At 27.9% G+C, this 13,606-nt stretch carries 13 protein-coding genes; all 13 read right to left on the minus strand.

Translation table 11 applies throughout. The features are described 5' to 3' along the window. Positions 1 to 13 precede the first annotated feature (13 nt). Entirely contained in the window at positions 14 to 1,351 is a 1,338-nt protein-coding gene (locus tag HF295_RS02670; protein WP_312032306.1) for a glycosyltransferase family protein, read from the minus strand. A 56-nt stretch (positions 1,352 to 1,407) separates the two neighbouring features. Next, a complete protein-coding gene (locus tag HF295_RS02675) occupies positions 1,408 to 2,532 on the minus strand; it encodes a CapA family protein (protein WP_312032307.1) in 1,125 nt (374 codons plus the stop codon). Continuing rightward, the gene (locus HF295_RS02680; RefSeq protein ID WP_312032308.1) at positions 2,523 to 3,542 is read right to left on the minus strand and encodes an ATP-grasp domain-containing protein; all 1,020 of its coding nucleotides are present in this window, start codon (positions 3,540 to 3,542) and stop codon (positions 2,523 to 2,525) included. The genes HF295_RS02675 and HF295_RS02680 overlap by 10 nt, the downstream gene beginning before the upstream one ends. Continuing rightward, positions 3,539 to 4,498 carry an O-antigen ligase family protein gene (locus HF295_RS02685; protein WP_312032309.1) on the minus strand — a complete coding sequence of 320 codons (960 nt, stop codon included), beginning with the start codon at positions 4,496 to 4,498 and terminating at the stop codon, positions 3,539 to 3,541. The genes HF295_RS02680 and HF295_RS02685 overlap by 4 nt, the downstream gene beginning before the upstream one ends. Positions 4,499 to 4,801: 303 nt before the next feature. Continuing rightward, positions 4,802 to 6,007: a glycosyltransferase gene (locus HF295_RS02690; RefSeq protein ID WP_312032310.1), complete on the minus strand. Its 1,206-nt coding sequence runs from the start codon at positions 6,005 to 6,007 to the stop codon at positions 4,802 to 4,804. Next, on the minus strand, positions 5,988 to 6,518 hold the full coding sequence (locus HF295_RS02695) for an acyltransferase (RefSeq protein WP_376739672.1): 531 nt from the start codon (positions 6,516 to 6,518) through the stop codon (positions 5,988 to 5,990). Before HF295_RS02695 ends, HF295_RS02690 begins: the two co-directional genes overlap by 20 nt. A 17-nt stretch (positions 6,519 to 6,535) precedes the next feature. Further along, the gene (locus HF295_RS02700; RefSeq protein WP_312032313.1) at positions 6,536 to 7,612 is read right to left on the minus strand and encodes a glycosyltransferase; all 1,077 of its coding nucleotides are present in this window, start codon (positions 7,610 to 7,612) and stop codon (positions 6,536 to 6,538) included. Further along, positions 7,579 to 8,565, minus strand: a complete 987-nt coding sequence (locus tag HF295_RS02705; protein ID WP_312032314.1) for an SDR family oxidoreductase — start codon at positions 8,563 to 8,565, stop codon at positions 7,579 to 7,581. The genes HF295_RS02700 and HF295_RS02705 overlap by 34 nt, the downstream gene beginning before the upstream one ends. Positions 8,566 to 8,581: 16 nt before the next feature. After that, positions 8,582 to 9,901 (minus strand): nucleotide sugar dehydrogenase, encoded by a 1,320-nt coding sequence (locus HF295_RS02710; protein ID WP_312032315.1) that lies wholly within the window; start codon positions 9,899 to 9,901, stop codon positions 8,582 to 8,584. Further along, positions 9,898 to 10,818 (minus strand): glycosyltransferase family 2 protein, encoded by a 921-nt coding sequence (locus HF295_RS02715; protein ID WP_312032316.1) that lies wholly within the window; start codon positions 10,816 to 10,818, stop codon positions 9,898 to 9,900. Before HF295_RS02715 ends, HF295_RS02710 begins: the two co-directional genes overlap by 4 nt. A gap of 26 nt (positions 10,819 to 10,844) precedes the next feature. Then, on the minus strand, positions 10,845 to 11,531 hold the full coding sequence (locus HF295_RS02720; protein WP_312032317.1) for a sugar transferase: 687 nt from the start codon (positions 11,529 to 11,531) through the stop codon (positions 10,845 to 10,847). Then, positions 11,531 to 12,757, minus strand: a complete 1,227-nt coding sequence (locus HF295_RS02725; RefSeq protein WP_312032318.1) for a DegT/DnrJ/EryC1/StrS family aminotransferase — start codon at positions 12,755 to 12,757, stop codon at positions 11,531 to 11,533. The genes HF295_RS02720 and HF295_RS02725 overlap by 1 nt, the downstream gene beginning before the upstream one ends. Positions 12,758 to 12,770: 13 nt before the next feature. Continuing rightward, positions 12,771 to 13,409, minus strand: a complete 639-nt coding sequence (locus HF295_RS02730) for a winged helix-turn-helix transcriptional regulator (protein ID WP_312032319.1) — start codon at positions 13,407 to 13,409, stop codon at positions 12,771 to 12,773. Between the last annotated feature and the right edge of the window lie 197 nt (positions 13,410 to 13,606).

Consider the following 13,606-nt stretch of genomic DNA (forward strand, 5'->3'; position numbering starts at 1 on the left):
TGAATAATTTATTCTACATCAAATTAAGGTATTTCTTTATTATAACACTATAATCAAATTCATTTAAATAAGATTCGTTCAGTATATTATATTGGTTATCAAGTAAATAACTAAACAAAAATTCTTCAAGAATATTCTCTGAAAAATCATTCGATTCATCTAGAGAAACACCTATATTAGCTTTTTTTATCATTTTTGAAACTTCACTATTAGCTCCGCTACCATTTATAACTGCTATTATTCTTTTTCTTAGCATAAAAGCTTCATATATTTTTCCAGGCACAACTCCTACATCATTTTTAGTATTCCAAGTTGAAATAATAACAAAATCAGCTAAATTTTGGATGTTTATTGACTCAGTTCTTGTCACGTAATTTAAATCAAGTAAAATGCTTTCAACATTATACTCTTTTGCCTGTCCATACAATACTTCAAAGTCATGTCCCATATATATAAATTGGCAATCCTCTGTATCCAAAACTTCTTTATTAATTAATTTATTAATGATTTTAAATATTATGCTTACATCTCTCTTTCCATCATATAAAGACCCAGAATAAACCAACTTTAATTTAGCATTCAGTTTAATTTTATCTAAGTTACTATTATTAATATTTTTCTTTTTTATTAACATCATATCATCTAAATCGTAACCATTTGGAATGTATTCAAATTTATTATCACAAAATCTAGAAGTATTGAGCAACTTTTCTTTTAAGTGTGAGGAAACTGTCGTTACTTTATCTGCTTTGTTAATAATTGCATTTTGAAGTTTTAACAATTTATCGTAATTCTTCTTTCTTCCTAAATACTCATAAACTATCGGGTCTCTGAATTCGGCAATCCATTTTTTTGCAATTTTCTTATTTATAGAATATTTTGCTACATCATGAGTAAAAACCCTAGGTGATGATGATATAACATAATCAAAACTATATTTTTTAAATTTTTTAATTTTCTTTTTTGCTAAATGAATCCACATTGTATGTTCTATAAAAAAATACAACTTTTTTATTGTTTTTTTGAAAATAGATCTTATGTTTTTTTTAGTTTTTATATTATTTTTATAATTAGTTTTAGTATCACCATCAATAACAGATTTTTTGGTTTTTAATTGATACTTACTTTCTAAAAAAGAAAATATTCTAAAATTTCCTACTCTAAAAATGTTTATTTTCTCATGCTCAATACAAAGTAAATTATTGTCAATTATACTGTTTAAAGGGATCATTTTTGTAATCAATGTAACTTCTACATCTTGTCTAACAAAATATTTAATCAGTTTTGAAATTCTAATAGTTCCTATTGCATTTTGCGGAGCAAATGTAGATGATATAAAAAGTATTTTCATAAAATATTATGTCATCTTGAATTTTCAATGACTTTCCTACCTTTCAATATTAGTATTTATTTTACAGTCTGTTTAATTCCTTCGATAATGACTTCATTATGACTTTCACATCTTAAAAAATTCAGAATTTTAAGAAGTTTTTGTTCGTCATAATATTTTTTTAATAAGAATCCTTTAAAAAATTTATCATCTACTTTAATAAAGAATTTACTTATCCCACTAAATCCGGCAAGATATCTTCTTATATTATTCGTTGCAAATTTTGAAAACTCCTTTTCAACAAAGCCGTCTCTTGTGATATTAAATGATCTATCTAGAAACCTTTCCAAAACCTTTTCTTTTTGTATTCCTTTTAAGGCTTCTATTCCTTGTGAAGTGACTTTATAAGGAACAAAAGATAAAGAAGGATTTTCATCGACTAATATTTTAATTAGCATTCCTGTATCCCAATATTCATTATTATATTTATTAAAAATAAAATTACCTTGACCATATATAATATTTGCGCCATTATATTCTTCCATTGAACCTATACAATGACTATGCTGGCATACAACTATATCAGCTCCTGAATCAACCATTCTTCTAGTAGACTTCATAAGGTTTGGAGTCGGGTATCTATAATGTTCAATTCCAGCATGATATAGAACAATTAGGAAATCAACTTCATTTTTGAGATTTTCGATATCGCTAAATGTCTTAAAAGAATCATAGCCATTCGCTCCATAACTATTACTTTCTGAAATGGAAAATTCATTTTCAGCGCAAGAATAAAATCCTACTTTTTTTCTATCTTTTTTTAAAATATACGATCTATACTTTACATGATTATTATGATTAATTCCAATGTATGGAATTTTATTTTCATCCATGATGCGCATAGTATCTAATAATCCTTGTTGATCATAATCTAAAATGTGATTATTTGCTAATGATATTATTGAGGGATTAAATTTTTTTATTCCTTTTATACATTTTGGATTAATCTTTAAATGTGGCCCAGATTTTTTAATTTTACTTTCGTTAGTTGTTATTGGTCCTTCTAGATTAAAAATTCTAAAATCAGCGTTTAACCATTCACTTTTTAATGATTTATCAATTACATTATCAATTTCTCCTGACTCAAATAAATCACTATTATTTTTAGTAGGAATAAAATCTCCACCTATTATTATTTCCATTTAACATTAAACTCCTTTTTTTTATCAACTTTAGAGATAAGCCATTTTACCCAAAGCTCTTGTGGCCAGTAATGTCCTTTTATGAAATCATTAACTGTTCCGTCTTCTGAAATATAGAAATAACCATTTGAATTTCTAACAGCTATATCCGAATATCCATATGACATTTCAATTATATAAAAATTTCCTTTTTCATCAAACAGTATATCATAAGCCATCGAATCAAAATTATTATCTTTATTAATCTTAGCACAATACTCAATGATGGATTTATCAACTGGTGTGTTATAGTCTATAAGACCACTTCCACTGGCTCTAAAATCATTATTTCTGTTTGTTCTCCAAAACCAAAATGCATATTTGTCTCCTATTACTGTAATTCTTAAATCTTTTAAATTATTCTTCAAAAACTTTTGAGCATAAAAATATCCAAAATTATCATGCTTAGTGTTCAATATATGATTTTTAAATTTATTGAATATGAAATGATTATCAATTTTCCTAATTAATTTTTTCTTGCTTTTACATAAAGAGACACCAGTGCTACCAGCGCCATTCGATTTTTTAACTACAATCGGATAGTCAAGATTATTTGCGATTCTTATCGACTCATTATAATCAAAAGAAGTGTAAGTTTTTACAACTTTAGCATTTATATGATCAAAAATATAACTTTGTGCTATTTTACTATCAAAATGCCATACTGTTTCATAATTTGGAATGATTATCTTTTTTAAAATATGTTGAATAAAATACACTTTTTCCTTAAAAAATTGGGAACTTTCATTACCCATAAACTTCGGTTTCCATATAATTAAATCGTATTGTTTAATATTTTTTATCCAATCTAATCTATCGATATAAACAGTATCATATGGAATATTATATTTCTTGAAAAAACATTCGAATTTTACTGACCAATCTACTGTAGCAAGTTTATCATATATTTTTTGTTTAATAATACTATTGGGATTAACTTGTTCATGGCTTATACAGATACATATTTTCATAATTTTTCCTCACTATCTAGCTTCTTCTGCTTTTTATTCTCTCGATTATTTACTATGGTGTATGAAGTACTTATAAAAAGTATAAAGGTTATATGTTTGCTGTCATAAAAAACCATTGCAGATGATAATGCAAAATATCCAAAAATAACATATAAAAGAGAATATCTAATATCTTGTGTAATTTGATTCTTATTAAAGATTAGATTTTTAATTGCGCCTAAGTAATACATCAAATATAAAAATAATCCGACTATACCAACACCAACCAATAACTCTATAAAATTGTTATGAGAATACTTGGCTTCGAAAAAGGTATTGCCATAAAGCACTCGGTAATTATCAATTCCATAACCAAGTAATGGTTTGCTTAAAAACCAATCGAACCCATAAGAAGTCATTCTTGCTCTAGAAATTATTGATCCTTCTGAAGTTTCTCCACTACTTAAGTAATAGTACAAATTTTCGAGTCTTTGACCGATAATATTATAAAAAATTTCAATACTAAATACTGCAAAAATAAAGATAACAATAATTAAAGTTGTAATAAACAAAGTTTTTAGTAATTGAGAAATATTTGATTTATTTTTCATAAATACTATAAACAAAAAACCTAACATTAAAAATATAGTGGCTTTTCTCGATCCTGTCAGTAATACAATAGTAATAAATAGCGGGAGTGGCAAAATCCACTTAAACTTGTGTGAATATAAGTAAAAACTAAGTGAAAATATGGATGATGTAGCAATAATCATACCAATAGTATTTTCGTTTCCTAAAACATCACCAAATCTTCTGATATTATCTAAATCAATGTTCAATAAAACATAAATAGCAGCAAACAAACCACCATAAACAAAACTTTTAAGGGCAAAATAAATTTTCTCAATTCTATCAAAATAATTGATCAATGCAAAAGAAACTATAAACAACTGAAATAATGTAAATGTTTTTTGCATCGTTAATGATATGTTTAAGGCGTAGATTGTAGAAATCAGACACATAAAAGTAAAGAGAAAAAAATATAACAAGGAATTATTAAAAACAATTTTTTTTGATAATAATATTTTAATTAATATTAAACCCACAAATAACATTGCTAAAATGTTACTTATAATGTTTAAACCTTCTCGAAAAGTAAAAATGTATAAACTTTGTATGTACAAAAACAAAGTCGTTTGAATAATAATTTCGTAACTATTATTATGCTTTTTGCTTCTATTAAAATTCATTCTATCAGCTCCATTACATATAGGGCATATTTATTCTAAAACACTTGTAAATTTTGAATAAAAAATATTTAAATCAAAATTTCTAGCACGTGATAATGAAAGGTTCTTAAGTGAATTTCTAATGTCTTGATTCAATATTAAAAATTCAATCGCTTTAAATAAATCGATTTCTGTACCAGACAATTTCCTATTCATTGTAAAATCAGAAACCACATTAAAAGTATTAATTAAAATGCCATATTTGGCTAAAAAATAGCCGTTTGAATTAATCTTAATAGGATCCCCTTCATTTAAAATTTCTAATGGGCCAGTTGGACAATTTGTCGAAATCACAGGCAAACCACATGCCATAGCCTCAAGAAGTGAATTAGGAAAACCTTCCGAAATGGATGGTAAAATAAAGAAATCACAATTAGACAATATATTATAAGGATTGCTTTGGTAACCAAGAAAAATTATATCATTATAAAATTCTGATTCTTTTGCTAAATTTGATATTTCTTTTTCTAAATCACCTCTATGTCCTATAAAAATCAAACTAATATTATTGTAATAGTTCCTCAAATTATTAAAAACCCTAACTACATGATCAAATCCTTTTTCAGCCTTAAAAGCACCCATCACACACATTTTAATGTTTTTTGTTTGAAGTTTTTTTGAAGTATTTACATCCAAAGGTAATTTTGACTTAATATTTATTTGTTGTAAATCGAAGGGATTTGAAATAACTTTAATTTTTCGAGATAATTTTTCAGGTAAATTATGATCTCTTACTATATCATTTTTCAGTCTATCTGTTTGTACTATTAATTTATCAATTTTGTTAAGAAATCTAACATAAAGTTTGCCATATTTTTCATACTCTTTATATCCTCTTATTGTCAATATTTTTTTTGACTTTCCTACTGAATAGTAATTAACAACATTTGCAGCATATAAAAAACTTATTACATAGTCTATATTATACTTTTTTTTTATCAAGCTTAACTTAACTATTCTGAAAAGTCTAATAAAAACTTTTAAAAAGAGAGATTTCGAAGATTTTAAATTCATGTTTATTAAATCTCCATATGTTTTATAACTTATATTTTCATTATCAAATAACAGTATTTTAACAGAATGACCATTTAAAAATAAGATCTTAGAAAGTAAAGCAGTTACTCTCTCTGCACCACCAGATTGAAGATGCGGAATAAGCAACGCAATATTTAACACATTATTCTTGTGAGTTTTCAATATTTTTTCTACTCCTTATCAGTTTGGCTGGATTTCCTGCAACAATTGTATAAGGTTTCACATCTTTTGTCACAATAGCGCCTGCACCAATAATAGCTCCCTCACCTATAACAACACCAGGCAAAATTATAACTCTTCTCCCAATCCAAACATCATTTCCAATTGTTACAGGTTCAATTTCACTATACCCCTGTTTTTGCATTGGGATATCGGTTCTTCTAAATTCATGATTCTGTGTGTATACAATTACCTCTGGTCCCATGTTTACAAAATCACCAATCTCAACTGGTCCTAATATTTCACAATTAACACCAATACCAGAATTATCTCCTAAGGACACTAAATGATTGAATACGGCGCCTTTTTCGATATTTATATTCTTACCAGCTTGTTTCAATATACATCTTCCAAAAATTCCTCTTAAAAATTTTGCAAACTTCATGTGTCTTGATAGAGGTAGGTTTTTAGCAAATATATAATATAAAACTAAACATATTTTTATTCTAAACATTTCAACACCTTCTTTGTTTAAAAAATATTTCTTGTAATAATCTTTATTGCTTCGGATGATGTGTATTCCTTAGCTTTTTGAATACAATTATTTCTTAATTTAAAAAGTTTATTTTGATTTTGAAGTAAAAATAGCAACTTTCTATGAAAGTCAATTTCATCATTAAAAGCGAACGTAATTCCGGTTATATTTTCATCAATTACATCTTTATGCGATTCCCATTTCGATGCTAATACAGGAACACCAGCCAAAAAACTGTCTACTATTGTTCCAGGAAATCCCTCGGTATAATATTTTGTCGGAAATAACAGAAGATCATAATTTTTTATAGTCTTAACTGTATCATCATATTCCAGTATTCCTTTATATTTTACTTCATTTCCACTATTTTTTAGTTGTTCAGCAAAAATTATTTTATAAGTTTTTTCAATGGGTCCATAAATATCAAGATATATTTTCTTTTCAAATAAATTTTCGTTAATTCTATTCACTACTTGTATTGCATCACTTACACCTTTTTTTTCGTTTATTCTAGAAAGAATACAAACACTTAAAAAATCTTTTTTAAATTCAGAAACTTTTTCAGTTATGTCAATCGGATTAATTGATTTAAAATTTTTAAAAACAATAATTCTTTTATTTGTGACAATTTTCATTAAATTTGTTTTTAATGTTTCAGTTTGAACATATATGTAGTCGATTTTATTCATTTTAGATATTAACCATTTGTTTTTCTGCAATTCATCCTTCAACCATGCTCCCACAACAATATAATGAACTTTAAGTTTAAATATTTTTCTTAAGCTCACAAACAATGGAATGAATACCTTTATGCCATTTTGAGCTGGCAATATTATAATGTGTTTAGATTTTATAGCTAACATAAGCGATTTGAAGAATAATTTTATTGGTTTTTTTTTCCAATCACTTGTATCAACAATACTAATGTTTTGTTCCCCATATACTTTTTTTAGTTCATCTGTAATAATCCTTGTTTTAATTGTCTGACCGCCAATTGCATTTTTTCCTGAGTTGAAGTGTCCGCAAACTCCTATTCTCATTAAAATTGTTTTCCTAAATTTTGAATATACCATAATATTGATTCCTTAAGTCCCTCTTCAAAAGGCCAACTCGGTTTATAATTTAGCATTTTTTTTGCTTTAGTGATATCAGCATTACTGTGCATAATATCTCCTTTTCGTTCAGGTCCAAAGTTAGGTTTAATATTTTTGTTTAATACTTCCAAAAGAAAATTGTAGACATCAATCAAATATTCTCTGCTACCATATGCAATATTAAACACTTCGCCAGCGAACTTTGATGGGGCTAGACATGCTTTAAGATTAGCTTCAACAACATTTTCAATATAAGTGAAATCTCTGCTTTGATTCCCACTTCCATCTATAGTTGGTCGCTCATCGTTTAACAACTGCTTTATAAATTTTGGAATTACTGCAGCATATTGGCCTTTAGGGTCTTGTCGCTTTCCAAAAACATTAAAATACCTTAATCCAAAAGTATCTAATCCGTATATGTTTGAATAAAGTCTTGCATATTTTTCGTTCACCATTTTTGTTAAAGCATATGGAGATAGCAAATTACCTTCTTTACCCTCTACTTTAGGCAAAGCCATTTCATCACCATACACCGATGAACTAGATGCGTAAACAAATTTTTTTACTCCATTTTGTCTTGCTGCTTCTAACATATTTAAGGTTCCTTTAATATTAATCTCTTCATATAGTAATGGAAACTCAATACTCCTAGGAACGCTTCCCCAAGCAGCTTGATGGAGTATATAGGTAACGTCTTTTGAAGCTTTTAAACATGTATCATAATTTCTAATGTCACCATTTATAAACTCATAATTAGAATTATTAAGAAACATATCAACGTGTGCCTTTTTTCCTGTAGATAAATTATCAAGGCACTTTACCTTATAACCCATATTCAACAACGTTTCACATAAATTTGAACCAATAAACCCCGCTCCACCAGTAACCAAAAAAACGCTACTTCTATCAAACTTTATATTCTCATATCCCATTTGTTAAACCATCCTTCTACAGTCTCCAATACTTATAACCTTCATTTTCAAAGGCCTGTCTACTAAATATTCCTTTTATGTCTATTAACACCTTGTTTTTACTTGAATTTTTTTTGAACATAGCATCAATGTCTTTAAACGCAAGTTCCAAAAACTGATTGTGTCCAACTGCGACAACTATTGCATCCATATTTCGGATTTCTGACATAGCATGAAAATCAATACCGTACTCCTTATTGGCCTCCTCAGTATCAGCTTCAGGATCCGCAATAACTGGAATTATACCGTATTCTTTAAGTTCATGTACAATATCTATTACTCTAGTATTTCTAGTATCAGGACAATTTTCTTTAAAGGTGAACCCTAAAATTGCTACTTTTGCATCTTTTACCGGGATATCTGCGTTTATTATGTTTTTTATCAAATTTTCTACAACATATTTACCCATATCGTCATTTATTCTTCTACCAGATAGTATTATCTGAGAATGATATCCCAATTGTTCTGCTTTATATGTTAAATAATACGGGTCAACTCCAATGCAGTGTCCACCTACAAGTCCTGGAAAAAAATTTAAAAAATTCCATTTAGTTCCCGCAGCTTCCAGTACCGCCTTAGTATCAATATTCATTTTATTGAAAATTATTGATAATTCATTCATGAAAGCTATATTTATATCTCTCTGAGAATTTTCAATTACTTTAGCTGCTTCAGCAACTTTAATCGATTGAGCTTTGTAAACTCCCGCATCAACTACTAACTCATATACTTTAGAAATTGTTTCGAGAGAATCCTTATCCATGCCTGACACCACTTTAGTAATTGTTTCAAGTCTATGAACTTTATCACCTGGATTTATGCGTTCTGGCGAATATCCAACCTTAAAGTCTATCCCACACCTTAACCCAGACTCTTCTTCAAGAATAGGCACGCATATATCTTCAGTTACACCAGGATATACGGTTGACTCAAAAACAACAATTGATCCTTTTCTTAGATTTCTACCTACAATTTTACTTGCAGATTCCACAGGTGTTAAATCGGGTGTATGATCGGATTTTACTGGAGTTGGAACTGCAATAATGTGAAACTTAGCTTCTCTTAATTTTTTCTCATCTGAAGTAAAATCAACTTTCGTATTTTTTAATGCTTCATTACCAACTTCTTTAGTTAAATCAAAACCATTTTTGTATGAATCAATCTTTTCATTGTTAATATCGAATCCTACTACATCTACTTTCTTTGCAAAAGCAACAGCTATAGGCATACCAACATAGCCTAAACCTACAATAGAAATTCTTTCTTTTTTGTTTACAATATCATTAAATAAGCTCATTTTCTTTCTCCTTCTCTCTTCTTTCTTATATTGTATAAAAATTTATATAATTCTCTAATAAAAATAATTGGGTATAAGATTACTGTTTTAATTGAGGAAATCAAAAACATTATGTATTTTTTATTTCTTTTGTATGCAATTGCTAGTACTGCATTATGTCTAAATTTAATATATGATATTTCTTTTTTATTTAAATAACTAAAATACTCTTTTTTAAATCTATATAGATCATTCTCACCCTTAATTTTAGCTTCACTAAAGGAAATACCGCCATCATTTAACTTAAAGGCAATAACATCCGATTTATCCAAGTGGCCAATTTTCAATTTTGCATTTATAGACTTGAGCATTAAGTAAAATTCTTGTCCCATATTTACATTATCAAACATTCCTATTCTTTTAAGGCAATCTGATTTATACATGAACGTTGGAGTTCCTGTTAAATGATGCATTAAATGCTGCTTAAGTAAATTTTTTTCAGAAAAATCCTTTATCCAAGAAAAATTTCGAAAATCAACTAATTTTCCATTCTTATTATGGAATATTAAATTAGTAAAACAGAGGTCTAAATCATTTACTTTCATATATAATATCTGGTTTTTTACTTTATTTTCTAGATATATGTCATCATCATCTAAAAAAGTAACGTAATCCCCATTCGATAACTCAATACCCTTATTTCTTGATAAAGCACCTCCTAGATTATTTTCATTCTTAAAGTATATAACCCTGGGGTCATTTAGCATTCTTACTTTATTCTTAATATCATAATATTTCTTTTCACTGGTTATGTTATCATCAATAATTATAATTTCAATATTTTTGTAAGTTTGATTCAATACGGACTCTATAGCTCTGCTTAATATATTAAACTCCCGTTTATAGGTTGGTATTATTATCGACACTAGATCATTCAAAGTACCTACTCCTTAATGTTACATTTTCAAAAATCTATAAAAATACTCATTGTCTTAAACAATATTATTAAATCTCTACCTAAACTAAAATTTCTTAAGTATTTTGTGTTGTACTCCATTTTTTTCGGTAGTATATTTTTTATATATGCATCATCAATTTCTTTTTCATTTAGATTATCTAGCTGACTAGCCTCATCTCTATAATATATACTAGCTTCAGAGGTAACACCTGCAGGCAATAGTAATGTTGATAACATTTCAGGTGTGTAAAATTTGACATATTTCTCTACTTCTGGTCGTGTTCCAACAAATGTCATTTCACCCTTTATAATATTAATTAATTGCGGTAACTCATCAATTCTAAACTTACGCAAAAACTTTCCAATTTTTGTTACACGATTATCCATTTTTGTAGTTAATTGTTGTTTTAAGTCCGAATTCATTTTCATTGTTCTAAACTTAATAATTTTAAATTTATTGCCATAAATCGTAATTCTTTCTTGTTTAAAAAAAACCGTTCCAGGTGATGAAGTTTTTATAGCAATAGCTATTATTATCATCACAGGTAAAGTAAGAATCAACAATAACACAGAAAATACTATGTCAAATAATCTTTTTAATCTAATTTGATGTTTTCTTTTCCTTAATATTTCATAATACTCTTTTACATGATTATTTTTCATCTTATTAGGTAATTTTTCCCATGATAGCATTAATTAATACCTCTACTCTTGATATTATTAACAACTTCATTCAAACTAGTTGCTATATATATAATTTCATCTTCTGACAGGGTAGAATAAAGAGGTAAAGAGATTTCATTAACATATTTCTTGTAAGCTTGTGGGTAGTCATCAATATTAAAACCTAAAGCCTTATATGCAGAAAACAAAGGTAATGGTTTGTAGTGGACATTGGTTGAAATACCTCTACTTGCCATTTCAAAAATCACTTTATTTCTTTCTTCAAGCGTGAAATCAATTAAGTTGCACAAAAGTAAGTGTCCTGAACTTTTAAAATCACTTCCTGTATGTTTTATTGTGTCTATTAGTTTTTTATCAATAAACTTTTCATAAATTTTTATAATATTTTGTCTTTTTATCAGCAAATCATCGTACCTTTTCAGCTGTACAAGACCTATTGCTGCTAATACATCAGTCATATTTGTTTTGTAACCAAGATAAATTATATCGTACTCCCAAGCTCCTTTTTGAGTTTTTGAAAACGCATCCTTTGACTGACCATGTAAACTATACAGCATGAACTCTTTGTAAAATTCTTCATCCGTCATACCAAAAGTATTAGTCCAAACTACCGCTCCGCCTTCAGCAGTGGTCAAATTCTTAACTGCATGAAAAGAGAAACAACTTATGTCTGCAAATTGACCAGACCTTTTTCCTTTGTGTAATGCTCCAAGTGAATGTGCGGCATCTGCAAGTATTGCTACTCTACCTATAGACTTTTGCTTACTATTATTGGCCTTGAACAAGTATTTTTTTTCATTTACAATACTAATAATTTTATTGTAATCACACATAACACCTGCTATGTCCACCGGAATAATAACTTTTGTTTTTTCAGTAATTGCATCTTTTAATTTATAATAATCCATTTCAAATGAATTTGGTGCAGTATCGACTAATACAATTTTTGCACCAACATGATGAATTACAGAAGCTGATGCAGTATATGTATATGCCGAGGTTATAACTTCATCTCCAGGACCAATACCTAAAATACGTAGAGATAGTTCCATTGCTGCAGTTGCTGAATTCAGACAGACGGCTTTTTTGACACCGACATATTCTGCTAATTTTTTTTCCAAAGCTTTTGTTTTAGGACCAGTAGTAATCCAACCAGAACTTAATGTATCCTTTACTTCACTTATTTCTTCTTCAGTTATATCTGGAGGAGAAAAAGGTATATTTCTTTCTATCATATATTCACCTTCTTTAATTATTAAAAAATTCAATTATTTTACTGTCATCATAATTTATAGTTTTTAATTTATCAGTTATTTTATTGTGATGAGTATAACTTGATATTAATATCCCATCATGTCTAAAATGAATAATTTCTTTTAAACTTATAATAGGCTTGTTTAATAATAAATTGCCTTGTTTACGTGGATCATCATCAATAACTGCCGCAATTGATAGTAGCAAGTTTTTTTCAGATCCAACAACATCTAACATTAATTCAGCAACCTCTCCAGCTCCATATAACAAAATGTTATTAATTCCTTTATTGTAGACTTGGTTTAAAAATAATACAATATTTTCTTTAGCTGAATTATATATGTTTTGTGAAGCATTTAAATATTCGATATTTAACAGTTTCCTTCTTTCCATCCCTTTATTAGTGATAAAATACTCTACAGTTTTTGTAGAGTGTTTCTTTTTTTTGATAAGCCCTTTTTCCACAAAATTCTCGATATAAGCATTCGTCATTGAGACAGCCACTCCAATGGTTTTACTTATTTCCCTTTGGGTAATATTAGCATCTTTTTCAATGAGATCTAATATCATAAATTCCTTATACAAAAGCGTTGGCTTGAAAAACGAGTTATCACTCATGACTTCACCGTCCATTGTTCGATAATTGAATAATTCTATTTTATATGATTATTAGTTGTTTTACAAGGGCAAATCAAAATTTTTGTTAAAAAAACGAACAAAAGTTTCAAAACTATTTCTCATATTTTCAAAAAATGTAGCTTCCGTAAATTAGAGGTCCCCCTACGCGGTACCCTGGAGTATCATATTGAGATAATGGGGGAGGGGGTAAA

The organism is Hujiaoplasma nucleasis (genome assembly GCF_013745115.1).
Taxonomy (GTDB): Bacteria; Bacillota_I; Bacilli_A; order Izemoplasmatales; family Hujiaoplasmataceae; genus Hujiaoplasma; species Hujiaoplasma nucleasis.

What these genes read in the sequence shown, in the direction of transcription:
- HF295_RS02710 (WP_312032315.1), bottom strand. Translation starts at nt 9,901, where the DNA reads ATGAGCTTATTTAATGATATTGTAAACAAAAAAGAAAGAATTTCTATT.
- HF295_RS02730 (WP_312032319.1), bottom strand. Translation starts at nt 13,409, where the DNA reads ATGGACGGTGAAGTCATGAGTGATAACTCGTTTTTCAAGCCAACGCTT.
- HF295_RS02705 (WP_312032314.1), bottom strand. Translation starts at nt 8,565, where the DNA reads ATGGGATATGAGAATATAAAGTTTGATAGAAGTAGCGTTTTTTTGGTT.
- HF295_RS02685 (WP_312032309.1), bottom strand. Translation starts at nt 4,498, where the DNA reads ATGCAAAAAACATTTACATTATTTCAGTTGTTTATAGTTTCTTTTGCA.
- HF295_RS02695 (WP_376739672.1), bottom strand. Translation starts at nt 6,518, where the DNA reads ATGTTTAGAATAAAAATATGTTTAGTTTTATATTATATATTTGCTAAA.
- HF295_RS02670 (WP_312032306.1), bottom strand. Translation starts at nt 1,351, where the DNA reads ATGAAAATACTTTTTATATCATCTACATTTGCTCCGCAAAATGCAATA.
- HF295_RS02700 (WP_312032313.1), bottom strand. Translation starts at nt 7,612, where the DNA reads ATGGTATATTCAAAATTTAGGAAAACAATTTTAATGAGAATAGGAGTT.
- HF295_RS02720 (WP_312032317.1), bottom strand. Translation starts at nt 11,531, where the DNA reads ATGCTATCATGGGAAAAATTACCTAATAAGATGAAAAATAATCATGTA.
- HF295_RS02675 (WP_312032307.1), bottom strand. Translation starts at nt 2,532, where the DNA reads ATGGAAATAATAATAGGTGGAGATTTTATTCCTACTAAAAATAATAGT.
- HF295_RS02725 (WP_312032318.1), bottom strand. Translation starts at nt 12,757, where the DNA reads ATGATAGAAAGAAATATACCTTTTTCTCCTCCAGATATAACTGAAGAA.
- HF295_RS02680 (WP_312032308.1), bottom strand. Translation starts at nt 3,542, where the DNA reads ATGAAAATATGTATCTGTATAAGCCATGAACAAGTTAATCCCAATAGT.